We start from the raw sequence: 23,374 nt of genomic DNA, 5'->3' as shown, positions 1-23,374 counted from the left end.
TGCGCGGGATGGTGGGCCGGGGCCGGGGTCAGACGGCCGCGATGACGCACTCGTCGAGGGCGGTGACCGTGGTGAAACCGAGGCGGCGGTAGAGGGAGAGGGCCGTCGGGTGGTCGGCGCGGACGTTGAGGCCGATGTGGTCGGTGGTCCGCGACAGCACCTCGCAGAGGTGGGCGGTGCAGGCGGCGGCCAGCCCCCGGCCGCGGAACTCCGGGTGGGTGGTGACGTTGCCGACCACCGCGACCCGCTGGGCGGGGGAGTGGACGTGCACGCCCGCGGCCGCGACCAGCCGACCGTCCGCGTCCCGGACACCGACGTACGGGCCGGTCGTCAGCATCCGCTCGTCGAACCAGTTGCCCGGGTACCCGGCGGCGAACAGGGCGAGCAGGTCCGCCAGGTCGGACGCGCCCAGCGGCTCGACCCGCCACGCCCCGGCGGCGCCGTCGAGGGCGTCCCGGTCGGTGAGCGCCATCCGCAGCATCGCCGTCCGGTGCTCGACGCGGTACCCGGGGGCGAGCGCCTCCGCCCCGCTGCCCGTGAGGTGGGCGAGGAACCGCTCCGGCAGCACCGGCCGCATCGCCCGCAGCAGATCGGCGAGCCGCCCGTCCCGATCGGGACGCGCGAGGCCGAGCAGGGTCGGCAGCTCCCCGACCCCGTACAGCAGCGCGACCGGGCCGTCCGGGGCGCCCTCCGCACCCTCGGCGCCGTCCGCACCCTCGGCACCGTCCGCACCCTCGGCACCGTCCGTGAGGGAGTACCAGGTGGTGTGCTGCCAGAACGGGTCGTCGAGGTCGCCGAGTTCGAAGAGGTGCAGCTCCGGGTCGTGGCGGAACCGGGCGGCGAGCGCCTCGCGGTCGTTCAGGCTGGTCAGCGGGTGCGGCATCGTGGGCATCCGCCGAGCCTACGCGCCCCGGCGCGCCCGGCGCCCGGCCGTCCCCCCGGCCCGGTCCCCCCGGCCCGTGCCCCGACGGCCCGGGCCCCACTGCCTTCCGCCCCGCTGCCGTCCGGTCCCGCCGGACCGCGGCGTCAGAGGCCGGGCAGCGGCGCATCCGGCACGGCCGGCGCGGGATCGAGCACCGCCCGGAGACGGCCGATGTCCTGCCGCCAGTCCGGGCCCTCGTCCGTCTCGTCCCAGAGCTCGGCGAGCTCCGACTCCTCGGAGACGATCCGGTCCAGGGCGTCGACGGCCAGCGGCCGGAGCTCCGCCGCGAAGACCGGCAGCGCCTCGTCGGGGCCGTAGCTCGTGCTGACCGGCTCACCGCCCCGGCACTGCGCCGCGATCAGGGCGGCCGCGGCCACGGCCTCCACCGCCTCGTCGCAGTCCAGGTAGTCCTCGGCGTCGGTGCCGGCCACCCGGGACAGCGCGCTGCGGACGAGCTCCTCCCGCCCACCCGCCGGGGTTTCGTCCAGGGTGCCGGCGAAGTCCGCGGCGGTGTCGTTCTCGAAGGGACCGATGCCCCAGGTGCCCATGACGGCCTCCTCGTGTCGTTCGAGGGGATCCTGCCACCGGCCACTGACAGTCGGGTCCGGAGGCGGGTCCGGAGGCGGGTCCGGAGCCGGGTCTGGGTCCGGCTCCGGGGCTGGGGGCCGTACCCGCCGCAGACCCGGAGCGGAGGCCCGGTCAGCCCGCGGACACCGACGGGGCGTTGCCGACCGGCCCCAGCAGCCTCCGGAGCCGCCCCGGCGGCAGGCCGGCGGCGCGCCCGACCACCCGGGTCAGGTGCGCCTGGTCGGTGAATCCCAACTCGTGTGCCAGCAGCGCCAGTCGGGTCTCGCCCTCGGTCAGCCGCTCCATGGCAAGCGTGACCCGCAACCGGTTCCGGTACTGGGCGAGGCCCTCGCCGGTGACGGCCCGGAAGGCCCGGCTGAGGTGGTACGGGGAACAGCCGACCGCCCGCCCGAGCTGTTCCAGGCCGAGACCGAGGTCGGCCGCCAGCGCCACCCGCGCCGCGTCCACCACCCGGCGCCGGTCCGCGTCCCGGACCGGCCGACCGCTCGCCACCCGCGCCGGGGCCAGCGCGGTCAGCACCTCGGCGGCCAGCGCCAGGGCGCGCTCGGCGAGTTCGAAGGGGTCCGCGCCGTCCCGCGCCCGGGCGGTCAGCAGCCGCTGCGCCAGCGCCATGGGCGGGGTGGTGAACACCAGGCCCTGCGGGACGCCCGGGTCGCCGCCCAGCAGCGCCGCCACCTGCGGCTCCGAGAGCACCAGCTCGGTGTAGACGTCACCGCCGCACGGGTGCGCGAACTGCTGCTCGCTGTGCATCCGTTCGACGTAGACGCTGGTCGGGTCGAGCAGCTGCTCGACGCCGTCGATCCGGCCCCGGAACAGCCCCCGGCGCACCATCACCAGGCCGAACACGGTGGCCGGCCGCAGCTCCGTCCAGCCGTGCGGCGGGTCCTGGCAGTGCACGTCGGCGACGTACAGGTCGTCGCCGTTCAACAGGCAGGTGCGGTCGACCGGCATGCGCCGCACCCTACTCGCGCGGGCGGCGGCTGTCGCCGGTTGCGCGGGCACGGACGGATCGCGCAAGAAACGACAAGCCGCGGAGCGGGCCGCGGCGGGAGCCTGGGTCCTGCCGGCGCCCCGGACGGGGGTCAGGGCGCCGGCCCGCCCTCCCCGCACGGGTTCCTTCCCGCCCGCTGCGTCCTGCCCCGCCCCGCCCTGCCCTGTTCCGTCCGCCTCCCGTCCGTCCGGAATCCCGAGGAGCCACGGTGAACGACCTGCCCGACCGCCCCGCCCGCCGACAGCTGCTGCGCGGCGCCCTCGCCGCCGCGGGCGCGGCCGCCCTCCTACCCCTCACCGGTCCGCCCGCGCACGCCGCCGAGCCGCCCGCCCGGGCCCCGGAGCCGCCCGCGCGGGACCCGGAGCCCCTGACCGGGGGCGCCGGGCAGCCCGCCCCGGGCGGGACGGTCGTGCGGCGGCTCGGCCGGTACGAAGTGCTGGCGCTGCTGGACGCGCACGGCCCCTTCCCCGGCACCCGCCAGGCCGCCTTCCCGGACGCCGCACCGGCCGACTGGGAGCGGGCCAGGTGCATCGACCCGGCGGCGTTCGGGCCGGGCGACACCTGGGAGCTGGACTTCCGCTGCTTCGCCGTCCGGCGGCCCGGCGGCCGGGTCACGCTGGTCGACACCGGAGTCGGTCCGGTCGGCAGCCCGGCCTCGGGCTGGGCGCCCGTCCCCGGCCGGCTGCCCCGGGCACTGGCCGCCGCCGGGATCGGGCCGGCGGACGTCGAGGCGGTGGTCCTGACCCACCTGCACGAGGACCACTACGGCTGGTCGGTGATGCCCGACGGCGTGCCGGTCTTCCCGAACGCGCGGTACGTGGTGCAGCGCGCCGAGATCGCCGCGCTCGCCCCGACCCGGACGGCGATGACGTACGTCGTGGAGCCGCTGCGCCGGGCCGGTCTGCTGCACGAGGCGGACGGCCGGACGGTGCTCGCGGGCGCCGGTCCCGGCGGGGGGCGCCCCGGCGGGACCGTCACCCTGCTGCCCACGCCCGGGCACACTCCGGGCCACCAGTCGGTCCTGGTCGAGGGCGGCGGCGATCGGGTGCTGGTCACCGGGGACGTGCTGGTCCACGCCGTCCAGCTGGCGGCCCCGGCGGTGCGCTACGCCTTCGAGGCGGATCCGGCGACGGCCCGGCACAGCCGCGAGCGGCTCCTGGACGACGCCCGCCGCACCGGGGCCGTCCTCGCCACCTCGCACCTGAACCGTCCGTTCGTCCGGCCGTGGGGCTGACGGTTGGCGGCTGGCTGCTGATGGCTGTCGGGATCGACGGGATCGACGGGATTGACGGGCGGAACCCTCCCGCCTAATCTCTTCTTCAAGGAAGATAAATCTTCGAGGAAGAGATCTTTCTCGGGGAGCCGTCACGGGAGGGGACCCATGAACGCCCAGATCGACACCGGCACCGGCACCGACGCCCGGGTCGGCGGCGCCGACGCGGCCGACCGTGCCGCCGTCCGCGCCCTGCTGGAGCGCGCCCGCGAGGCGTGGGACCGCGGCGACGGGACCGCCTACGGGGAGCTGTTCACCGCCGACGCGACCGACGTCACCTACGTCGGCACCGTCTACCGCGGCGGCCCCGAGATCGGGCGCGCCCACCAGGCGCTCTTCGAGAGCTTCCTCAAGGGCACCCGGCTGGCGCTGGAGGTCGCCGAGCTCCGCTTCCACGGGCCCGACACCGCCGTGGCGGTCACCGTCGGGGACACCTACAAGGGCCGCCGCCCGGGCAGGCTCGGCAAGGTCGCCACCTACACCCTGGTCCGCGAGCGGGCGGGCGGGGAGGAGGCGGACGGCGAAGCGGTCTGGCGGATCGCCGCCGTCCAGAAGACCGGGCACCGGAGGCTGATGGAGGCGGTCTCCTTCGCCGCCCGGCCGGCCACCCGCCCGGCCGGTCGACCCGCCCGCCACGCCTGCGGCGGCCTGGAGGTGGGGCTCTGAGGATGGGCCGGGGGATCCGTGCTGCTCCTGCGGACGGCCGCCCTCGTCCCGTGGTCCAGGGCCGGAGGGCGCGCGGGTGCCGTACCTGCCGGCGCGGCGGCTCCGCGGCTGCAGGTCGGGTCGGATCGGGTCACTGACCGTAGGCGCGCAGGAAGACGTCGACGGCGGAGTCCGCGACGGTGTCGGGGTCGGCGTCGGGGCGGTACGCGAGTGGGCCGGTGAGCAGGGAGAGGAAGTGCTCGGCGGCGAGCTCCGGGTCGCACGGGCGCAGGCGGCCGGTGAGAGCCAGCCGGGCCAGGCGGTCGGCGAGGGCGGAGCGCAAGCGCAGGGCGGTGCGCTCGCGCACGCTCGTCGCCAGGTCGGGGAACTGTACGGCCTGGGCGGAGGTCAACTGCCGTACGGCGCGGGCGTCCTCGCTGCCGAACGACCGCAGCAGGCCGCGGGCCACGGCCGTGAGCGGGGCGCGCGGATCGCCGTCCCGGGCGGCCTCACGCAGCTCCTCGACGACGGCGAGATCCTGCGTGCCGATCCGGTCGGCGGCGGCCCCGACGGCCTCGCGGTAGAGGCTCTCCTTGTCGTCGAGGTGACTGTAGACGGTCGGCTTGGCCACACCCGACTCCTTCGCGATCTCCTGCACGCACGCCTGCGCGTAGCCGCGCCGTGCGAACACCGTGAACGCGCCGTCCAGGATCGCCTGACGCCGCTCCGTTCGCCCACGGGTCTTGCGCACGGCCCCGGTTGACACTTCTGAACCCATGGGTTCAGTGTAGTGTCGAACCAGCTGGATCGAATTTTTGAACCAGCTGGTTCACTTGAATCGAATGGGGGGAGATGGCGTGATCGTCCACATGCTGCGCTTCGCGTTCAAGGAGACCGCGACGGAGGAGGAACGCGAGCACGTGCTCGCGGTGATGCGGCGCACCGCTTCCGTCGAGTCGGTGTCGTTCTCGACGGTGGGTCAGGACCTCGGTGATCCCGGCGACGGCTTCACCCATGCCTTCTGCGTGGGCATCGCCGACCTGCCGGCCCTGCGGCGCTACATGCACGACCCGGTTCACCTGGCCGGCGACCCGCAGATCATGCCCCACCTGGCCAGGCTCGCCATAGGCCCGGACCTGTCCGACGACATGACGCCGACGCTGGCCCGGGAGATCCTCGCCCTGCACGAGGAGAAGGTCGCGCTCCATCCGGAGTGGGCCGCCGAACTCGGGCCACTGCTGGCGGCCTGAGCCGCGCCGCGCCGGCTGCTTGCGGGGCCGCCCGGCCCGCCTGCCCTCCGGGCGGACGGCTGACATGTGAGGACGGACCCTTGGGCAGGGCCGGGGCGGGGTCCAGTCGTCGAGGGCCGGGAGCGGGCACCGGGGCAACGGAAACGGCCGGCGCCCGGGGGCGCCGGCCGTGTCCCGGTCGTGTCCCGGCCGTCAGAGCGGGAGGGCCAGTTGCTGGCCGGGCCGGATCAGGTCCGGGTCGTCGCCGAGTGCGGCGCGGTTCCGTTCGTACAGCGCCGGCCAGCCGCCGGGGAGCTGGAGCAGGTCGGCGATGCTGTCGAGGGTGTCGTCGTCCCGCACCGTCCAGGTGGCGGGCCGGTCGGCCGGCGGCGGCCCGGCGGGCGTGCCGGAGGCCTCGGAGTCGGGGGCGGCGTCCGACGAGGGGCCGGGTGCGGCGCCGACGGCGTCCGAAGCCTCCACAGCCTCCACAGCCTCCACGGCGTCCGCTGCCTCCGCGGCGTCCGCGGAGGTGGGGGCGAGCGGGCGCTGGCCGTCCCGCCCCGCCCGGGCCCCGCAGACCGGCCACGGTGCGAGGCCGCGCTTCCCGGCGAGGTGGTGGGCCACGGCGATCTGTTCCTCGCGGGTGGCCAGGTCGGCGCGGGGTGCGTAGGCGAGGCCGCCGCTCTCCTTCCAGGTCGGCTGGTCGAACTGGAGGCCGCCGAAGTAGCCGTTGCCGGTGTTGATGTGCCAGTTCCCGCTGCTCTCGCAGGCCGCCACGCGGTCCCAGTCGATGTCCGCCCCCCGGTTCGCGCTCGTTCTTCCTCCCGGGCCCGGTGGCGCGGCGTGCGCCGCTGGGGCGGCGAGGACGGCGGCGGCCAGGGTGCACACGGCGACGGGGAGCAGGCGGCGCAGCTGCGCGGTGGGGGGCATGGGCGGCTCTCAGGTCCGGGGACAGGGGCGCACGCCGCTGGGGAGAGGCGCGTTCCCACCGACGCACGCCGGTGCCGCCGTACCGCCGCCGACACGTCGGACGGGTCACCCGCCCGGCTCTGCGCCGCCACCCGACCGGCGGCCGGGTCGCCCGCCCCGGTCGGGCCGTCGCGGCCGTCCTCGTCCGCCGGGGCCGGGTGGCGGAGAACCGGGGGCGCATGTGTGCGAACGCCCGGGTGGGCGGACGCTGCCCGGCGCGGCCTTCCACGGGCATGCGACGGCCCTCCGGCGCGAACGCCGGAGGGCCGGGGGAAGGCGGGCGCCGAACGGTCGGCGAGAGCCGGTCGGGCGACCGGGTCGAACGAACGGCCTGGGCCGGTCGGGTGACCGGGTCGAACGAACGACCAGGGCCGGACGGGCGACGGGGAGGAGCTGGGCGGAGCCGGTCAGCGGGCCTGGCCGCGCTGGGCCGCAGCCTCGGCCTTCTGCCGCTGCTTCTCCTCCTTCTCGTGCTTCTCCTTGACCCGCAGGGTCTCCCGCCGGACCTCGGCCTGGATGGTGCGCTCGCGCTGCAGCCAGTCCGGGTTCTCCTCGCGCAGGGCGTCGATCTGCTCGGTGGTGAGCGCCTCGGCGACGCCGCCGCGGGCCAGGCCCGAGACCGAGATGCCGAGCCGGTTGGCCACCACGGAGCGCGGGTGCGGGCCGTTGCGGCGCAGGTCCTGGAGCCACTGCGGGGGCTCGGTCTGCAGGGCGGTGAGCTCCTCGCGGGAGATCACGCCCGACTGGAAGTCGGCAGGGGTGGCGCCGAGGTAGACCCCGAGCTTCTTCGCCGCCGTCGCCGGCTTCATGGTCTGCGTGGTCTTCTGCTTGAGCGATGTCATGGTCACCAGGGTAAGCGAGCGGGCGGCACCGCCTTTCACGGTCGGTAGCCTTACCCGGGTGACAGAGATGCAGGTGACACCCTCGTTCCGGCTGGCGTACGTCCCGGGCGTGACGCCCGGCAAGTGGGCGCGCGTCTGGGCGGACCGGCTGCCGGACGTCCCGCTGGCCCTGGTCGCGGTGGACGCCGCCGAGGCCGAGCCGACGCTGCGGGCCGGTGGGGCGGACGCCGGGCTGGTCCGGCTGCCGGTCGACCGGACCGGCCTCAGCGCCATCCCGCTGTACACCGAGGTGACGGTCGTGGTGTTCCCCAAGGACCACTGGCTGGCCGCCGCGGAGGAGGTGGCGCCCGGCGACCTGGCCGACGAGGTGGTCTTCCACCCGCTGGACGACACCCTCGACTGGGCGGAGCTGCCCGGGCGCCCGGCCTTCGAGCGGCCCGCGACGACGGCGGACGCGATCGAGCTGGTGGCGGCCGGGGTGGGCGTGCTGCTCGTCCCGCAGTCGCTGGCCCGGCTGCACCACCGTCGCGACCTCGTCTTCCGGCCGGTGACGGACGCGCCCCAGTCCCAGGTGGCGCTGTCGTGGCCGGAGGAGCAGACCACCGACCTGGTGGAGGAGTTCATCGGGATCGTGCGCGGCCGGACGGTCAACAGCTCGCGCGGCCGGGGCCAGACCGCCGCCGCGGCCGCGCCCGCGAAGCAGCCGTCCGGCGGGGGCAAGGCCGCCGGTGGCAGGACCGGCGGGAAGTCCGCCGGCGGGAAGCCCGTCCCGGGCAGGACCGGTGCCAAGGCGGCCGGGGGGCGGGCCGGTGGCGGGCGTCCGCGCGGCGGTTCCGGATCGGCGTCCGGCGGCGGCTCCGGCGCGGCCCGGCGCGGCCGGCCGAAGCGGAAGGGCTGAGGGCGGGGGGCGCGCACGGGGGCCGGGCGAAGCGGGGGCCGAGCCACCGGCCCGGCCCCCGCTTCGGCGGGCCCCGCCTCAGCTCTCCGGGGAGGGCGAAGTGTCCCGGTACGGCGCGCGTGGCTGCGGTACGCCGTGGTGTTCCGTGGCGTCGAGCCGCGGTGCCGCCGTGGCGGGCGCGTCCGGGGTGGGGCGCCAGACGCCGGTCAGTTCGACCCAGCTGTCGGTGGCCGGGACCGGCCCGTCGGCGTGCACCAGGACCCGCAGCCGCCGGGCGTCGGCGGCGCAGCAACTGGCGACGAGCCGGTTGAGGTACCACTCGCCGGGGGCGGTGCCGGGGGTCACGAACCCGGTCAGCCGCACCGGGCGGTCGGCCAGGCCCTGTCGGGGGTCGCGACTGCGGGCGATGAACTCGCCGAGGCCCATGGCCGTCGGCCCGGTGACCGCCGCCGGAGCGGCCGGCGGCTCGGGGAGCGAGGCGTAGGCGGCGGTGTCGACGGCGGCGTCCGTGCCCTCGCGCGAGGCGGTGAACGAGCCGAGTGCGGGCGGGGTGAAGCAGAGCAGCAGCACGGCCGGCACGGTGAGCAGCCAGGCCACCCGGGGCCCGTGCTCGTGGCCGTGACCGTGGCCCTGTCCGTGCGCCGATCCGTGCCCGCTGCCGTCCTGACCTGCATGGTCCTGACCCGCGTGGTCGTGGCCTGCGTGGTCGTGGTCGTGGCCGGCGGCTGCGGCCGGCCGGTGCCACTGGGCGTTGCCCTCGGCGTCCCGGCGGAACTCCAGGACGGGCTCCCGCCGCCCCTCGGTCAGCCGGGTCACCGTGCCCGCGACGCCGAGCGCCAGCAGGATGAGGCCGGTGACGACCAGCGGGATCCGCAGTTCCTCCTTGACGTACTGGAGGAAGACGTCGCTGCCCACGGTGATCCGCAGCAGGGCGGTGCCGACCAGGGCGAGCAGCAGGGACGGTGCGAGCGCCAGGACCCGGGCGCGCAGCGTGCGGGCGGCGGCGTTCACCTCCGCGCTCCCCGGGTGTCCGGGCTCTCGGCCCGGGGCGGTACGGCGGCGGGGGCGGGGGCGGGGGCGGGGAGCGCGAGGCGGTGCGGCGGGCGGTCGGGGCGCGGGTGGCCCGGTGGGGGAACGGTGTGCACCTTCGGTACTCCTGTCGGATCTGGCCGGCACCGGGCCGGCGCGCCGGGACGGGGCGGCGCGCTTCGCCGGCGCGGGCGGGCTGGTGTTCACGGTGGGGGACGGATCCGGTGGGGCGCCGGGGTGTCCGCTCGCGGGCCGGTCCCGCAGTGGGTCCCGGGGCCGGGGGCGGCCCCGGGAGGGCTGGTCAGAGCAGGACGGCCCCGGTCAGGAGGCTGGCGACGACGGCGACCACGAAGGTCGCGGAGGAGAAGCGCACGGCGAAGCCGCGGCCGAAGGAGCCCGACTGCAGCGCGATCAGCTTGAGGTCGACCATCGGACCGACCACCATGAACGCCAGCCGGGCGGTCGGTGAGAAGCCGGTGAGCGAGGCGGCCACGAAGGCGTCCGCCTCCGAGCAGACGGCCAGGACGACGGCCAGCACCGCGAGCGCCGGGACGCCCAGCCAGGGCGAGTCCGAGAAGGTCCGCAGCACGGACGGCGGGACGAGCACGTTGAAGGTGGCGGCCGCCGCCGCGCCGACCACCAGGAAGCCGCCGGCGTGCAGGAAGTCGTGCTGGAGGCCGCGCCGGAACTCGTCCAGCGGGTTGCGTCCGGCACTGCGCTCGGCCGGTCCCTTGGGTAGCCGCAGCCACTCGGGGCGGCCGAAGGCGACCCAGAGCCAGCCCATCACGAGTGCCGTGCCGAGCGAGGCCGCCAGCCGGGCGAGGACCATCTCCGGGGCGTCGGGGAAGGCGATGGCGGTGGAGACCAGGACCACCGGGTTGACGGCGGGAGCGGAGAGCAGGAAGGCGAGCGCGGCGGCCGGAGCCACCCCGCGCCGCATCAGGCTCCCGGCCACGGGGACCGACGCGCACTCGCAGCCCGGCAGGACGGCGCCCGCGACCCCGGCGACCGGGACGGCCAGCGCGGGGTTGCGGGGCAGCAGCCGGGCGAAGACCCGGGCCGGGACGAACGCGCCGATCGCCGCCGAGACGACGGTGCCGAGCACCAGGAAGGGCAGCCCCTGCACCACGATCGCCACCAGCAGGGTCCGCCAGGCGCGGACGCCGCCGGAGTCCCACGTCCAGGCCAGCACCGGGGCGGTGACCGCCGCGACGACCAGCGCTCCGGTCAGCAGGCCGGCTGCGCCCCGGCGCGGCGGCGAGGTCGCCGCCTGCGGTACCGGGGCCTTCCGGACGCTGCCGAGACTCGTCTCCACCACGGTGACCGCCCCTCAGCCCGCTCGCCGCGGGGTACGCGGCAAGTCCTGTCTGCTCACCGTCATGTGGCGAGCCCGGAGGCAGAGTAGCGTTGATAATCACTTTCATCTAGGGCTTCACTCGGTGGCGGTGCTCCGGTAGTGTCCCGTTCGCGGAGGGGCTCCTCCGGGAAAGCCGGCGGGGCGTCAACCTGCTGTGCCCGGTTGCCGGTTGGGCCGTCGGGACGACGGCTGTCCGGCGGGTGTGCCGGTCAGCCGGCCCGACGGGCGGCCAAGGTGTTCAGCAGGGCGGCGCCCCGCTCGGCGTCGTCCACGCTGACCGCGAACTCGACGCCCCGGCGCGGACGGACCACCAGGCACTCCCCGCGCCGCAGCATCACCGTCGTGCCCAGGCCGCTCAGCCGGTAGCCCCAGCCGCCCACCTGGGCCGGGGTGCGCTGCTCGGCCCGGGCCGCCGCGACGTCCGCCGTCGACCAGTGCCGGGCCGGCCAGCCGAACGGGCCGAACGCCACGTCCAGACCCCGCTCGGTCACCCGGGCCTGCACCGAGGAGCAGCCTGCCGCCGTGACCGCGACGACCGCCAGGGGCGCGAACAGCGCCCACCCCGGTCCGCCCAGGCCGCCGAGCGCGGCCAGTGCCGCCGCGACCGCGCCCACCCCGAACACGCCGGCGAGCAGACCCAGCCACGGGTTGACCGTCCTGGAGAGCCAGACCGCCCGCTGTCCGTCCGGCAGGTCGAGCCCCGGTGCGTCGGACGCCGTCACCGGCAGCGGCCCGGGGCCGCGCCGACGGGCGAGTCCCCGGCCGAGCAGGCCGACCGCGACCGCCGCCGCCAGGGCCACCGCGACGGCCGGGCCCACCGGGCGCGCGTGCTGCCAGTCCGGGCGGTCCAGGTTGGCGTGCACGATCGAGGCCTGTGCGCCGACGAGCAGCGCGCCGGTGAATCCCAGTCCGGCGCCCACCCACGGCCGGGCCGCCGCCCCGGCCCGCCACCGGGCAACGGCCGCTGCGGCGACCACGGCCGCCCAGCAGAGCGCCGGTCCGACGGCGGCCGCGAGCAGGGACGTCGAGCCGTCGGGTGCCTCGCCGCCCCAGTGGGTGGCCAGCGGATCCGGCAGCCGGTCGCGCACCGCCCAGGGGAGCGTGAGCAGCAGGACCGCGACCACGGAGGCCCAGGTCACCGCGGCGGCGGTGGCCGCCCGGGCCGCGGGGGCGGCGGGGGTTTCCGCGTCCGGCGGGCCCGGCCGGTTCGCCTGGCCCGCCTGATCCGCCTGATCCGCCTGGCCCGTGGCCCCGCGCTTCTCCCCGTTCACGCCGTCGCTCATTCCAGCCCCCTGATCATCTCGACGAGCTCCTCCCTGCCGTAGCCGGCGTGCGCCGCGTCCGCGACCAGCCGCCGTACCGCGTCCAGCAGTTCCGAGCGCCGGTCGGCTCCCCGGGCGACCGTGATCCCGCGTCCGCGGCGGAACTCCAGCACGCCCTCGTCGCGCAGCACCCGCAGGGCGCGCAGCACGGTGTTGGCGTTGACGCCCAGCGCCAGAGCCAACTCCCTTGCGGGGGGCAGGCGTTCACCAGCCGTGCACTCGCCCTCGGCGACGGCGCGGCGGATCGCCCCGGCGACCTGTTCGTGCAGCGGGCGGGAGTCCCCGGCGTCCAGCTTCAGCAACATGGTGCTAGTGACAGTAGCACCATCCGAGATGAGGGCGCCGGGCGCTCCGACCGCCCCCGCACCCCGCCGCAGCCCCGGCCGCGCGGCCGGAGCTGTCCGGCGGTCGGGGCCGTCGGGGCCGTCACCGTGGACGTGGGCCGCCCGCGCGACGGGGGCGCCCGGACCGTCGGGCGGCCCCGGCCCCGGCCCCGGCCCCGGCGGCTTGAGCGGCCCCGGGGCCTGGGGCCCGTCCACGTCGGCTGAGACTGCGGACGTGGACGTGGACCGTCCGGGCTGCCGGAGCGCCGGGTCCTTCGTGGCGGACGTGAACCGCCCGCGCCGTCGGGGCGGGCTCCGTGGTTGCGGCCGGTCCGCGTTGTCCCCTGCCCGGGGCCGACCCGTTCCGTCCGGGCTGCCGAGCTGCCCGGCCCCGCCCTGCGGATACGGCCCGCCCGCGTCGTCCCGCTGCCCGGGACCACCGGGAGCGTCGGGGCCGCCGAGCCGCCCGGGTCGGCTCAGCGGACCCCGCCCGCCCGTGCCGTCCCCGCTCCGCTCCGCCCGGAAGTCGCCGACGGGCGACCGCCGACGTACGTTCGAAGTGTTCGCACGGAGAGGCACCCGCGCATGCACGCACTGCGCATCCGGCTCCTCGGCGGCTTCCGGGTCCGCGTGGGCCACCGGGAGGTCGCCGACGGCGGATGGCGCATGCGGAAGTCCCGGAACCTCGTCGAACTGCTCGCGCTCGCGCCGGGGCACCGGCTCCACGGCGGGCAGGTGCTCGGCAGCCTCTGGCCGGACCAGCCCCCCGAGGCTGCGGCCGACCGGCTCCGGCGGGCCCTGGACGAGGCGCGCCGCGCCCTCGGCCCCGACCCGGTCGGCGCCCGCGCCCACCTCGACTCCGGCGGCGGACTGCTCGCCCTGCGCGGCACCCCGCTCCGGGTGGACGTCGAGGACTTCGAGCAGGCCGCCCTGCACGCCCGCCGCGCCCGCGACCCGGACGCGTACGAGCGGGCGGTCGCCCGGTACGGCGGCGACCTGCTGCCCGAGGAGCGCTACGAGGAGTGGGTGGCCGACCGTGAACGGGCCCTGCACGCCGAGTACCTGGCACTGCTGGTCGAACTCGGCGGCCTGCACGAGGCGCACGCCGACCTGGACGGGGCCGCCGCCGCACTGCGCCGCGCGGTGGCCGCCGACCCGCTGCACGAGGAGGCGGCGCTCGCGTTGATGAGGGTCCACGCGCTGGCCGGCCGGCGGCACGAGGCGCTGCACGCCTACGACCGGCTGGCCGCCGCGCTGGAGCACGCCTCGGACGGTACGGAGGGGCCCGGGCCGGCCGCGCAGCGGCTGCGTGAGCAGGTGCGCACCGGCGGGCAGGTGCGGGTGGAACTGTCCGGCGAGCTCTGGGAGGGCGTCGGCGACACGCGGATGCGCTCCGGGGACACCGCCGGCGCGGCCGCCGCGTACGGGTCGGCGCTGGAGCCGGCCGTGGTCGACCTGCCCGCCTCCCCGGGGGTGCTGACCCCGCCGGCCGGCCGGTCGGGCCTGCGGACGGCGCGGCTGCACCGCAAGGCCGCCGCCGCCCTGCTGGCGGGCACCGGCGAGGCCTCCGCCGCCGAACCGCACCTGGCCTCCGCCGAGCGCGCGCTCACGGCCGCCGGCGGCGACCCGGCGGAGGCGGGTCGGCTGCTGCGGACGCGCGCCGACTGGCTCCGCGGGTCCGGCCGCCCCGACGAGGCGCTGCAGGCGGCCGAGGCCGGGCTGGCGCTCGCCGGTGAGCACGGCGACGGTGATGACCTGGCCGCGGCCGGCGAGGCGCTGGCCGCCGTCCACCAGGCCCGGGGCACGTGGCGGGAGGGCCTGCACCGGGAGATCGAACGGCTCGGCGCCTCCGCCGACGAGGACGGCCGGACGGCCCGGGCCCTCGACATCCACTCCTGCCCCGGCCAGTACCAGCTGTACGGCGACGGGCAGGCCGGCGGCGTCGAGGAGTACGCGCGGCGGACCCTGGACCTCGCGCACGTCCGGGGTGCCCGCCGGGCCGAGGCCTTCGCCTGGTGCCTGCTCGGCGAGTCGCTGCTGCTGCGCGGCCGCTGGGACGAGGCGCCCGGCTGCCTGGAGCGCAGTGCCCACCTGTACGAGGAGCTGGACGACCGTTCCGGCGGGGCGGCCCGGCAGCGGCTCGCCGAGTACGCGGCCGGGCGGGGCGACAGCGCGGCCGCCGCCTACCACCTGGGGCGGGGCACGGCCGCCGCCGAGGCCGCCCCGCCCGCCGTGGCACGGCACGTCTTCGGCCGGCTGTACGCCGCGGCCGCACTGGACGCGGTGGAGCGCGGCGAGCCCGGTGAGGCCGCCCGCGCGGCCTGCGCCGCCGCCGCGTCGGCGGCCCTGCGCGGAGAGTGTCCGAGTTGCACGGCGCCGCTCTACCCGCTGGCGGCCGAGGCGTTCGCCGCGCTCGGTGACCCGGCGGGCGCGGCCGAGCACGCGGCGGCGGCCCGGCGGGTGTCGTCCCGGTCCGACAGCTCGGCGTGGCGGGCGATGGCCGAGTCGGCGCTCGGTTCGCTGGCCGCGGCGCGGGGCGACCCGCGCGGTGCCAGGGTCCGCCACCTGGCGGCGGCCGCGTTGTACGAGCGGGGGCGGCAGCCGTTCTGGGCCGCCCGGGAGAAGGCCCTGGCCCTGGCGGCCCACCCGGGCCCGGCCGAGGGGGACCGGGCGCTCCGGGCCGGGGCGGCGGCGGCCTTCGAGGCGCTGGGCGCCCACCGGGCCCTGGATCGGCTCCGGGGCCGGGGCCCGGTGGGCGCACCGGGCGCGTCGGGTACGTCGGTGACATCGGTGACATCGGGTACGTCGGGTGCTTCGCGCGCGGCGGGTGCCTCCGGCGCTCCGGGCGCGGCGGTCGTCGGGACGGGTGGTGGGGCGCGATGAGCAGGAGCCGGACGACGCGGTGGAGGCCCGACACGGTCACCGAGCGGCCCTACAACGCCCAGACCCCGCCGGCCGCACTGGCCGAACCGCTCACGCCCACCGCCGCGTTCTTCGTGCGCGACCACTTCGGCGTGCCCAGGCTCACCCCCGAGCGCTGGCGGCTGCACGTCCACGGCCTGGTGGAACGCGAACTCTCCCTCAGCTACGACGAGGTGGCCGCGCTGCCGGTCCGCGAGCTGGACGTGATGGTGGAGTGCGCGGGCAACGGCCGCAGCCTGATGACGCCGCGACCGCCCGGACTGCCGTGGGAGCAGGGGGCGGTGGGCTGCGCCCGGTTCGCCGGGGTGCCGCTCGCGGTGCTGGCGGACCGGGCGGGGGTGCGCCCGGAGGCGGTCGAACTGGTCTTCACCGGAGCCGACTTCGGCGAGCTGCACGGCCGCCGCACCGCCTTCGAACGGAGCCTGCCGGTCGAACTCGCCCGGCACCCCGACACCCTGCTCGCCACCCGGATGAACGGCGAACTGCTCAGCCCCGGCCACGGTGCGCCCGTCCGCCTCGTCGTCCCCGGCCGGTACGGGGTGGCGGACGTCAAGTGGCTGGTCGACGTGCGGGCGGTGGCCGAGCCCTTCCACGGGCCGTTCCAGGCCGAGGAGTACCTCTACCGGGGCTCGCGCGGCATGCCGGACGGCACGCCCGAGGGGCCGGTGGGCGAGATCCGGGTCAAGTCGCTGATCACCGCGCCCGCACCGGACACCCGGCTGCCGGCCGGCGTCGCCTGTGTCGTGCGCGGGCGGGCCTGGTCGGGCGGTGCGCAGGTCCGGCAGGTCGAGGTGCGGATCGGCGGCGCCGACTGGCGGCAGGCCGTGCTGGTGCCGGCGGCCGGGCGGTACGCGTGGGCGGAGTGGTGGTACCAGTGGACCCCGCGGGTGCCGGGCCGGCGCCTCCTCCAGGCCCGGGCGACCGACACCGACGGGCACACGCAGCCGATGCGGGCGCCGTGGAACGAGCAGGGGTACGGCTGCAACCCGGTCGCGGGGGTGTCGGTGGAGGTCGTGGCCGTGCCGGACGGAGAGCCGGCGGGGGAGCCGGACGGTGCACGGCGGCCCGGTGGGCGGCCGACGGGGGAGGGGCCCGGCACCGCCGCCAACGGCGACGGAAACTGCGGCACCGCCGACCGCGCCACCGGCAACGGCGACCGCGGCGGCGGCAACGGCGACCGCGGCGGCGGGCCGCGAGCGGAACGGGAAGGGCCGCACCGATGAGCCGGAACACCGTCGAACCGGTCACCACCGCCGCCCTCGGCGACACCAGCTACCTGCTGGCGTCCGGCGACGAGGCGGCGCTGATCGACCCCCAGCGGGACTGCTGGCCGCTGCTCGCCTCCTGCGAGGCACGCGGCCTGCGGGTGCGGTACGTGCTGGAGACCCACGTGCACAACGACTACCTCTCCGGCGCCCTGGAGGTGCGCGCCGTGACCGGCGCCACCGTCGCGGGCCCGGCCCGCGCCCGCTACGGCTTCGACCACCTGCCGCTCGCCGAGGGTGACGAGGTCGCCGTCGGCGGCCTGCGCGTCCAGGCCCTGGAGACGCCCGGTCACACCGCGGAGCACACCGCCTACCTGGTGCTCGACGACGGCCCCGGGGGCGGCCACCCGGTGGCGGTGTTCACCGGCGGCAGCCTGCTGGTCGGCAGTGCCGGCCGCACCGACCTCTCCGGCCCCGAGCGGACCGCCGAACTCGCCCGCGCGCAGTACCGGTCGATCCGCCGCCTCTCCCGACTGCCGGACGGGACGAGGGTGTTGCCCACCCACGGGGCCGGCAGCTCCTGCACGATCGGCACACCCCCGGCCGGGCGGGACCTCGCGCCCTCCGACGGAGGGGCCGAGCCGTCCGATCCGGCGCCGCGGCCCGGCGCCGCCACCGGTGCCGCCGGGACCGGCTCGGCGAGGACCAGCACCGTCGGCGACCAGCGGCGGGCCAACCCGGCACTGCTGGCCGCCGACGAGGACGCGTTCGTGGCCGCCCGGCTGGGCGGACTCCCGCCGCCGCCCGCCTACTACCGGTGGATGAGCCCGCTCAACCGGTCCGGCCCGCCCGTCCTCGGCGGCCCGCCGCACCTGCTGCCGCTGACCGCCGAGGAGGTCCAGGAGGCCGTGTGGCGGGGCGCGTCGGTCATCGACGCGCGCGACCGCCGGACGTACGCCGACGCCCATCTCCCCGGCTCGCTCGGCGACGAACTGGACGGCTCCTTCGCGGCCCTGATCGGCGAGGTCGTCCCGCTCGGGACCCCGCTGGTGCTGGTCCTGCCCGAACCGGTCGCCGACGCCGCCCGGGAGGCCGTCGTCCAGCTGCTGCGGATCGGCTACGACGCCCGCCTGGTCGGCCAGTTGGCCGGTGGGGTGGAGCGCTGGCAGGCCTCCGGCCGACCACTCGCCGCCCTGCGGACGGCGGACGTCTCGGAGGTGCCCGGTGCCCGCGCGGCCGTCCCGGGCCGCCCGGTGCAGGTCCTCGACGTCCGCCCCGACCCGGATCCGCCGCTGCCCGGTGCACTCGCCATCGCGCTCACCGAACTCCCGGACCGGATCGCCGGGTTGCCACCGGACCGGGAGTACTGGACGGTCTGCGGGCGGGGTCGGCGGGCGACCGTCGCGGCCGGCCTGCTCGCCGCCGCCGGGCTCCCGGTCACCGCGGTGGTCAGCGGCGGCGCGCCGGACCTGGCCCGGTGGCTCTGACCCCGGGCGGGCGGGGCGGTGGGGCGGGGACGGGCGGGGACGGGCGGGGGCGTCCGAGCGGTGGCCACGAGTGGCCGGGGAAAAACGAGTTGCCTGCGGGCGTCGCCCCGATCATGATCGCCCGCATGGACATGTAACGGCTGCCACGTAGAAACAACCGCCCTGTCGCGCGGTCGACCTCGGAGCCTGACGGCTCGGCCCCGAGGCGATGACCCGCGCCCACGTGCGCATCCGTCGAATCCAGGGAGCCGCGGCCCGCCCGCGAGAGCTCCTGCCTAGTCCTGAAAGCAACCACCATCATGAATACCGACCGCAAGGCCCTGTGGGCCGTGCGTCAGTCCGCGCTGCCCACCGTCGTGCGACCCTGCCCGGACTGCCCGGGTACGCGACACCGCCCCTCGGGCAGGATCCGCGTCAACGCGAGTGGCAAGCTCCTCGACGTGTGGCTCCTCCTGAGCTGCGCGGCGTGCGACCGGACCTCGAAGGCGCCGGTCCACGAGCGCGCCCACGTCTCCTCGCTGGAGCCCGCCCGCCTGGTGGCGTACGAGACCAACGACCCCGCCGTGGTGCGGGAGTTGGCGATGAGCGCGTCGCTCGCCGCGAAGAACGGGTACGGCCTCGACTGGGCCGGTACCTGGGAACTGGAGACCCGCACACCGCTCTACGCGCTCGACGACCCGACACCGCTGAGGGTCCTGGTCGGTTTCGAGCTGCCCGCACCGGTCCGCGTCGAACGACTGCTCATGCTCGGGCTCGGTGTCAGCCGCACCGAGATCCGGCGCATGATCGGCGACGGGCGCATCCAGGTGCCGCCGGCCCTGGGCACCAAGGCGCACCGGGACTTCGAGTTCACCGTCCGCGGACCCGGTCCGGTCGAGGCCGTGGGACACCCGGAGCCGCTGGAGGCTCCGACCGACCTGCGTACGGCGCCCAGTCGGGTCGGACCGCATGACACGCGGCTGCGGTTCCCGCGCTCGGCGGCCGGGGCGTAGGGCGGCGGGAGCACAGCAGTAGGGGAGTGACAGCAGGGCCTCCTGGACGGCCTCCGGCGCGGACGGCCTCCCGGCCCGACGGCCGGAGGACCGACCGGGAGGCCCTGCTCCGCGGGCATAGGCTGGCGGCGTGAGCCAGAGCCCCGACGCCGAACCCGCGGTGCCCGCCGACCTGAACCTGCTGCGCACCTTCCTCGCCGTCCACCGCTCCGGCTCGTTCACCGCCGCGGCCCGGCTCGTCGGCCTCTCCCAGCCCACGGTGACCTCGCAGATCCGCGCACTGGAACGGCAGACCGGGCGCGAGCTGTTCGAGCGGAAGCCGCGCGGCGTCACCCCGACACCGGCCGCCGACGAACTCGCCGGCCGGATCGCCGACCCGCTCGACGCGCTCGCCGCCGTCACCGGCCCGGGCGCCCGGCCGCCGAAGGCCGCCGAGCCGGTCCACCTGGCCGGCCCCGCCGAACTGCTCGGCACACTGGCGCTGCCCGCCCTCGCCCCGCTGGTCGCCGAGGGGATCCGGCTGCGGGTCACACCCGGGCTGACCGGGCCGCTGCTGGAGGAGCTCCGGGCCGGGCGCCACGACCTGGTGATCGCCACCGACCGTCCGCGCGGCCGTGCGCTGACCGCGGTGCCGATGGGCGACGAGGAGTTCGTGCTGGTCGCGGCCCCGGTCTGGGCCGGGCGCCTGGCGGGCCGGCTCGCCGTCGAGGGGCCGTCCGCGCTGCACGAGGTGCCGCTGGTCGCCTACGCGGAGGACCTGCCCATCGTGCGGCGGTACTGGCGCCACGTCTTCGACCGCCGGCTGGTCTGCCACGCCGCGCTCACCGTGCCCGACCTGCGCGGTGTCGTCTCCGCCGTCACGGCGGGCGCGGGCTACGCCGTCGTGCCGCGCTACCTCTGCGCGGCCGGGCTGGCGTCCGGGGCCCTCGTCCTGCTGGACGAGCCCGCGGACCCGCCCATCAACACCGGCTACCTCGTGCAGCGTCCGGGCGTGCCGGGCCCGGCGGTGGCGCGGGTGCGGGAGCGGCTGCTGGAGGCGGCGCGGGAGTGGTGAACGGTCCGGACGGGTGGGCACGGTCCGGAGGGGTGGGCGCCGGGCCCGCGTCGGCCCCGTGCACGAGGCTCGCCGCCACCGCTGCCACGGCGCCACGGGAGAGCCGTCCACCGGGCAGGGCGCCGTCCGTCGAACCAGGGGTGGCGGGCGTCCGGTCACCCGCCGGACGGGCGGGCGCACCGTCAGGGACGGCAGGTCCCAACGGGGTCGGTCCACCCGGGTCCGCGGTGCGGCTCTCGCGTCCGCAGCCTCGCGTCCGCAGTCGTGGCGTCTGTGGAGCGGGTGCCCGTGGGGCGGGTGCCGGAGGGGCGGGTGCCGGAGGGGCGGCCCTCCGTGGGGTGGAGGGCCGCCCGGATCAGGCGCGGGCGGCGCGGCGGGCCGAGGCGGTCAGCAGCGCGGTGCCCAGCAGGGCCAGGGCCACCGCCGCGACCAGCAGCGGGGACGGTCCGGCCGGTTGTCCGGCGCGGCGGACGGCTCCCATGAAGTCCAGGGCGGCGACCTGGTTCACCACCAGGTACCAGAGCGGCAGGTAGAGCGCCTGGAACAGCCGGTGGGTGCGGGAGAGCACGCCCAGTGCGAGGGCCAGCGAGGGCACGAACAGGGCGCCCGCCGCCCAGGCCGCCGCCCCGGCGGTGTCGCCGGCCGCGACGAGCCGGACCAGCACCCCCGCGCCCGTCAGGGCGGTGAGCAGCACCCCGGAGGCCCATTCGGCCAGCAGCCGTGCCCGGGCGGCCGGGTAGGCGCCGAGCAGCACTTCCAGCCCGTACTCGGCCGCCCGGCTGCCCAGCCGGGACCAGAGCAGCACCGGCCAGACCCAGGCGGCCGGCAGCAGCGCGCCCGTGCCCGTCTCCGGCGGGACGGCGAGCCCGGCCAGGGCGAGCACGGCGGCGACCGGCCACCACCAGCGCGAGGCCTCGCCGAGCAGGATCCGTGTCTCTCCGGCGAGCAGCCGCCCGAAGCCGCGCCCGAAGCCGCGTCCGGAGTCGTTCCGCCCCGATCCGCCGCCCGATCCGCCGACGGTGGCGGGCCTGGGGAGCGGAGCCGGTGCGACGGGGAAGGTGACCGGGGCCCCCGGTGCGACGGGGAACGGCTCCGCGTCGGCGGCCCGCCGTCCGCCCGGGTCCGCCCACCCGCCCGACCCCCGGGCCGGGTCGTACCGGTGGAACCAGAGCGCGGGCAGCGCCGCCAGCCCGATCGCGAGCAGGACCAGCAGCAGCCGCTGCACCAGGAAGCCCGCGCCGAACGCCGTGCCGTCCCACGGGAACGGTTCCAGCGGCGGGTCCACCCTGGTGAGGCCGAGGCTGAACTCCTCGCCGCCGAGATCGACGCCGCGCGCCGCCAGGCCGTCGCTCAGCGAGGCGGCGGCCGGGCCGAGGCCGAGCCCGCCGAACGGCGCGCCGGGGGCCTCGCCCGCGATCAGCAGGGTCGGCGCGAAGACGAACCAGGCGACGTTCCCCAGGCCGCCCCGCAGCAGCGGCACGGTCTCGAAGAAGACGGCCACGGCCGCCGTCACCGCCAGCAGCGGCAGGGTGAGCAGCAGGAACGGCGTCAGCAGGGCGATCGGATCGACGGCCCGGTCCTCGCCCCGGACCAGCTGCAGGGCGGGTGCGGTGAGCGCGAGCACCCCGAGCATCGAGCCGAGGACGAGCAGGTTGCCGAGGAACTTCGCCAGCAGCAGGTCGGCGGTCCGCAGCGGGGTGGCCGCGAGGATCCGGCCGACCCCGGTCTCCTCGTCGCGGCCGAGGCCCTTGCGGACGACGTAGAACCCGCCGAGGGTGAGCCAGAGCGCACCGGCCAGCGCGGTCGCGGTGCCGACGTACGCGCTGTTGTACTCGCCCCGGTACTGCCCGAGGGCGAGGATCACCCAGTGTCCGTCGGCGGGCGGGACGGCCAGCAGGCCGAGGCCGACCGCGGCGAGCAGGGTCACCGCGTAGGCCGGGCGCCGGACCCGGTCCCGGAAGTCGCCCACGGCCAGTCTGGCGAGCGTCCCCGGCCCGGCCGGGCGACCGCTGCGCCGGACCCGGCCGCCGGGCCGGTCCCGCCCGTCCCTGCCGTTCCGCGCCGTGGACGCCGCCCGGCGCCGGTCGGGCGCGCGCCCCGTCACCGCCGCACCCCCCACCCGCTCGGGCCCGCGACCGCACCCGGGCCCGCGCCCGGGGCGGCCGCACCGCCCGGGGCCCGGACCAGGGCCAGGTAGGCGTCCTCCAGGTCCGGTGCGACCGGCACGGCGTCGGCGGACGGCGCGCCGTCCGAGAGCAGCCGCAGCCGGAGGCGCCCGTCGCCCGTGCGGACCATCCGGCTCACCACGTACCGCTCCTGGACGGCGGGCACCGCCGCCGGGTCGACGGTCGTCTCCCAGACCCGCCCGGCCTGGTCGCGCAGCAGCTCCTCGGGGGTGCCCCGGCGCAGCAGCCGGCCGCCGGCGACGACCGCGATGTCCCCGGCGACCGACTCGACGTCCGAGACGATGTGGGTGGAGAGCAGCACCACGCGGTCGGCGGCGAGGGTGCTCAGCAGGTTCCGGAACCGGACCCGCTCCTCCGGGTCGAGCCCGGCGGTGGGCTCGTCGACCACGATCACCCGGGGGTCGCCGAGCAGTGCCTGGGCGATGCCGACGCGGCGCAGCATGCCGCCGGAGTACGCGCCGAGCGGCCGCCGGACTGCCTCGGTGAGGTTGACCAGGGCGAGCAGTTCGTCGATCCGGGCCCGTGCGGCGCGGGCCGGGAGGCCCTTGGCGGCGGCCAGGTAGGCCAGGAACGCGGGCGCGGTGAGGTTCGGGTGGACGCCGAAGTCCTGGGGGAGGAAGCCGAGTCGGCGGCGGAGCAGGTCGGGTTCGGCGAGCACGTCGGCGCCCTGGTAGAGCACGCGGCCGCTGGTCGGCCGGGTCACGGTGGCGACGATCCGCATCAGCGAGGACTTGCCCGCGCCGTTCGGGCCGAGCAGGCCGAGCAGTCCCGGACGGAGCCGGAGCGAGAGGCCGTCGACGGCGCGCTTGCCGCCCCGGTAGACCTTGGTGACGTCGACGAGGTCGAGTTCTGGTTCGCGTTCGAGGTGGGGCATGTGCTCCGCTCTCCCGGCCGGTGCGAGGGGTGGAAGGTGACGGGTCCGAGCCTTCCGGACCGGAGGGCCGCTGCCATCTGCCGTTCGGCAGATATCGGGCCGGGGGCGACCCGGGCCGGTGGGGCCGACCCCCGGGTGGCCCCGGCCCCGTCGGCGCGGCGGGCCTTGACACGTGGTTCGGGTACTGAGTCAATGGCCCGGTCCGACAGGAGCCGAATGATCGGTCGGTTGGTGGGTCGGGCGGGTGCCACGGCGCGAAGGAGACC

The 23,374-nt window shown here is 77.3% G+C and carries 21 protein-coding genes; 9 read left to right on the top strand and 12 right to left on the bottom strand.

Annotated features, from left to right (window positions below; genetic code table 11):
• Positions 1-28: 28 nt before the first annotated feature.
• The 3 genes from OG550_RS05570 to OG550_RS05560 all read right to left on the bottom strand — a co-directional run bounded on the left by OG550_RS05570 (position 29) and on the right by OG550_RS05560 (position 2,461).
• Positions 29-892, bottom strand: a complete 864-nt coding sequence (locus tag OG550_RS05570) for a GNAT family N-acetyltransferase (RefSeq protein ID WP_327675154.1) — start codon at positions 890-892, stop codon at positions 29-31.
• A gap of 134 nt (positions 893-1,026) precedes the next feature.
• Positions 1,027-1,470: a DUF4259 domain-containing protein gene (locus tag OG550_RS05565; protein WP_327675152.1), complete on the bottom strand. Its 444-nt coding sequence runs from the start codon at positions 1,468-1,470 to the stop codon at positions 1,027-1,029.
• A 151-nt stretch (positions 1,471-1,621) separates the two neighbouring features.
• Positions 1,622-2,461 (bottom strand): helix-turn-helix domain-containing protein, encoded by an 840-nt coding sequence (locus tag OG550_RS05560; RefSeq protein WP_327675150.1) that lies wholly within the window; start codon positions 2,459-2,461, stop codon positions 1,622-1,624.
• Between the two features lie 248 nt (positions 2,462-2,709).
• Here OG550_RS05560 and OG550_RS05555 point away from each other — a divergent pair, with 248 nt between their 5' ends.
• Together OG550_RS05555 and OG550_RS05550 are read left to right on the top strand one after the other, a co-directional pair.
• Positions 2,710-3,735 carry an MBL fold metallo-hydrolase gene (locus OG550_RS05555; protein ID WP_327675148.1) on the top strand — a complete coding sequence of 342 codons (1,026 nt, stop codon included), beginning with the start codon at positions 2,710-2,712 and terminating at the stop codon, positions 3,733-3,735.
• Positions 3,736-3,882: 147 nt separating this feature from the next.
• The gene (locus tag OG550_RS05550) at positions 3,883-4,440 is read left to right on the top strand and encodes an SgcJ/EcaC family oxidoreductase (protein ID WP_327675146.1); all 558 of its coding nucleotides are present in this window, start codon (positions 3,883-3,885) and stop codon (positions 4,438-4,440) included.
• A 130-nt stretch (positions 4,441-4,570) separates the two neighbouring features.
• On the opposite strand, the gene OG550_RS05545 is transcribed toward OG550_RS05550, so the two are convergent.
• Positions 4,571-5,197 carry a TetR/AcrR family transcriptional regulator gene (locus OG550_RS05545; RefSeq protein ID WP_327675145.1) on the bottom strand — a complete coding sequence of 209 codons (627 nt, stop codon included), beginning with the start codon at positions 5,195-5,197 and terminating at the stop codon, positions 4,571-4,573.
• 79 nt (positions 5,198-5,276) lie between these two features.
• Between OG550_RS05545 and OG550_RS05540 the strand changes: the two genes are divergently transcribed.
• Positions 5,277-5,669, top strand: coding sequence for a Dabb family protein (locus tag OG550_RS05540; protein WP_327675143.1), 393 nt, complete (start codon positions 5,277-5,279; stop codon positions 5,667-5,669).
• Between the two features lie 192 nt (positions 5,670-5,861).
• On the opposite strand, the gene OG550_RS05535 is transcribed toward OG550_RS05540, so the two are convergent.
• Together OG550_RS05535 and OG550_RS05530 are read right to left on the bottom strand one after the other, a co-directional pair.
• On the bottom strand, positions 5,862-6,578 hold the full coding sequence (locus tag OG550_RS05535) for a transglycosylase family protein (protein ID WP_327675141.1): 717 nt from the start codon (positions 6,576-6,578) through the stop codon (positions 5,862-5,864).
• A 446-nt stretch (positions 6,579-7,024) separates the two neighbouring features.
• Positions 7,025-7,459, bottom strand: a complete 435-nt coding sequence (locus tag OG550_RS05530) for a DUF5997 family protein (RefSeq protein ID WP_327675139.1) — start codon at positions 7,457-7,459, stop codon at positions 7,025-7,027.
• A 58-nt stretch (positions 7,460-7,517) separates the two neighbouring features.
• Here OG550_RS05530 and OG550_RS05525 point away from each other — a divergent pair, with 58 nt between their 5' ends.
• A complete protein-coding gene (locus OG550_RS05525) occupies positions 7,518-8,357 on the top strand; it encodes a LysR family substrate-binding domain-containing protein (RefSeq protein ID WP_442905933.1) in 840 nt (279 codons plus the stop codon).
• A gap of 78 nt (positions 8,358-8,435) precedes the next feature.
• Here OG550_RS05525 and OG550_RS05520 read toward each other — a convergent pair whose 3' ends face one another.
• The 4 genes from OG550_RS05520 to OG550_RS05505 form a co-directional block, all read right to left on the bottom strand.
• On the bottom strand, positions 8,436-9,368 hold the full coding sequence (locus OG550_RS05520; protein ID WP_327675137.1) for a TIGR03943 family putative permease subunit: 933 nt from the start codon (positions 9,366-9,368) through the stop codon (positions 8,436-8,438).
• Between the two features lie 319 nt (positions 9,369-9,687).
• A complete protein-coding gene (locus OG550_RS05515) occupies positions 9,688-10,704 on the bottom strand; it encodes a permease (RefSeq protein WP_327675136.1) in 1,017 nt (338 codons plus the stop codon).
• A 248-nt stretch (positions 10,705-10,952) separates the two neighbouring features.
• The gene (locus OG550_RS05510) at positions 10,953-12,026 is read right to left on the bottom strand and encodes a DUF1648 domain-containing protein (protein WP_327675134.1); all 1,074 of its coding nucleotides are present in this window, start codon (positions 12,024-12,026) and stop codon (positions 10,953-10,955) included.
• Entirely contained in the window at positions 12,023-12,370 is a 348-nt protein-coding gene (locus OG550_RS05505) for a GntR family transcriptional regulator (protein WP_327675132.1), read from the bottom strand. Before OG550_RS05505 ends, OG550_RS05510 begins: the two co-directional genes overlap by 4 nt.
• Positions 12,371-12,973: 603 nt before the next feature.
• Between OG550_RS05505 and OG550_RS05500 the strand changes: the two genes are divergently transcribed.
• From OG550_RS05500 to OG550_RS05480, 5 genes are all read left to right on the top strand, one after another.
• Positions 12,974-15,271, top strand: a complete 2,298-nt coding sequence (locus OG550_RS05500; RefSeq protein WP_327675130.1) for an AfsR/SARP family transcriptional regulator — start codon at positions 12,974-12,976, stop codon at positions 15,269-15,271.
• Positions 15,268-16,533, top strand: a complete 1,266-nt coding sequence (locus OG550_RS05495; protein WP_327675128.1) for a sulfite oxidase — start codon at positions 15,268-15,270, stop codon at positions 16,531-16,533. Before OG550_RS05500 ends, OG550_RS05495 begins: the two co-directional genes overlap by 4 nt.
• Positions 16,530-18,002, top strand: coding sequence for an MBL fold metallo-hydrolase (locus OG550_RS05490; RefSeq protein ID WP_327675126.1), 1,473 nt, complete (start codon positions 16,530-16,532; stop codon positions 18,000-18,002). Before OG550_RS05495 ends, OG550_RS05490 begins: the two co-directional genes overlap by 4 nt.
• Before the next feature lie 299 nt (positions 18,003-18,301).
• On the top strand, positions 18,302-18,994 hold the full coding sequence (locus tag OG550_RS05485) for a DUF1062 domain-containing protein (protein ID WP_327675124.1): 693 nt from the start codon (positions 18,302-18,304) through the stop codon (positions 18,992-18,994).
• Between the two features lie 130 nt (positions 18,995-19,124).
• Positions 19,125-20,048, top strand: a complete 924-nt coding sequence (locus OG550_RS05480; RefSeq protein WP_327675123.1) for a LysR family transcriptional regulator — start codon at positions 19,125-19,127, stop codon at positions 20,046-20,048.
• 355 nt (positions 20,049-20,403) lie between these two features.
• Here OG550_RS05480 and OG550_RS05475 read toward each other — a convergent pair whose 3' ends face one another.
• Both OG550_RS05475 and OG550_RS05470 read right to left on the bottom strand, forming a co-directional pair.
• Complete coding sequence (locus OG550_RS05475; RefSeq protein ID WP_327675121.1) at positions 20,404-22,017, bottom strand: hypothetical protein; 1,614 nt, start codon at positions 22,015-22,017, stop codon at positions 20,404-20,406.
• Between the two features lie 131 nt (positions 22,018-22,148).
• Complete coding sequence (locus OG550_RS05470) at positions 22,149-23,108, bottom strand: ATP-binding cassette domain-containing protein (RefSeq protein WP_327675119.1); 960 nt, start codon at positions 23,106-23,108, stop codon at positions 22,149-22,151.
• Between the last annotated feature and the right edge of the window lie 266 nt (positions 23,109-23,374).

Source organism: Kitasatospora sp. NBC_00458, assembly GCF_036013975.1.
Taxonomy (GTDB): domain Bacteria; phylum Actinomycetota; class Actinomycetes; order Streptomycetales; family Streptomycetaceae; genus Kitasatospora.
This window is presented reverse-complemented; position numbering and strand designations above follow the sequence as displayed.

Excerpts from the sequence above, each read along its gene's own strand:
- OG550_RS05495 (WP_327675128.1), top strand. The coding sequence starts at position 15,268 with ATGAGCAGGAGCCGGACGACGCGGTGGAGGCCCGACACGGTCACCGAG.
- OG550_RS05570 (WP_327675154.1), bottom strand. The coding sequence starts at position 892 with ATGCCCACGATGCCGCACCCGCTGACCAGCCTGAACGACCGCGAGGCG.
- OG550_RS05530 (WP_327675139.1), bottom strand. The coding sequence starts at position 7,459 with ATGACATCGCTCAAGCAGAAGACCACGCAGACCATGAAGCCGGCGACG.
- OG550_RS05500 (WP_327675130.1), top strand. The coding sequence starts at position 12,974 with ATGCACGCACTGCGCATCCGGCTCCTCGGCGGCTTCCGGGTCCGCGTG.
- OG550_RS05505 (WP_327675132.1), bottom strand. The coding sequence starts at position 12,370 with ATGTTGCTGAAGCTGGACGCCGGGGACTCCCGCCCGCTGCACGAACAG.
- OG550_RS05535 (WP_327675141.1), bottom strand. The coding sequence starts at position 6,578 with ATGCCCCCCACCGCGCAGCTGCGCCGCCTGCTCCCCGTCGCCGTGTGC.
- OG550_RS05510 (WP_327675134.1), bottom strand. The coding sequence starts at position 12,026 with ATGAGCGACGGCGTGAACGGGGAGAAGCGCGGGGCCACGGGCCAGGCG.
- OG550_RS05565 (WP_327675152.1), bottom strand. The coding sequence starts at position 1,470 with ATGGGCACCTGGGGCATCGGTCCCTTCGAGAACGACACCGCCGCGGAC.
- OG550_RS05490 (WP_327675126.1), top strand. The coding sequence starts at position 16,530 with ATGAGCCGGAACACCGTCGAACCGGTCACCACCGCCGCCCTCGGCGAC.
- OG550_RS05545 (WP_327675145.1), bottom strand. The coding sequence starts at position 5,197 with ATGGGTTCAGAAGTGTCAACCGGGGCCGTGCGCAAGACCCGTGGGCGA.
- OG550_RS05485 (WP_327675124.1), top strand. The coding sequence starts at position 18,302 with ATGAATACCGACCGCAAGGCCCTGTGGGCCGTGCGTCAGTCCGCGCTG.
- OG550_RS05560 (WP_327675150.1), bottom strand. The coding sequence starts at position 2,461 with ATGCCGGTCGACCGCACCTGCCTGTTGAACGGCGACGACCTGTACGTC.
- OG550_RS05470 (WP_327675119.1), bottom strand. The coding sequence starts at position 23,108 with ATGCCCCACCTCGAACGCGAACCAGAACTCGACCTCGTCGACGTCACC.
- OG550_RS05550 (WP_327675146.1), top strand. The coding sequence starts at position 3,883 with ATGAACGCCCAGATCGACACCGGCACCGGCACCGACGCCCGGGTCGGC.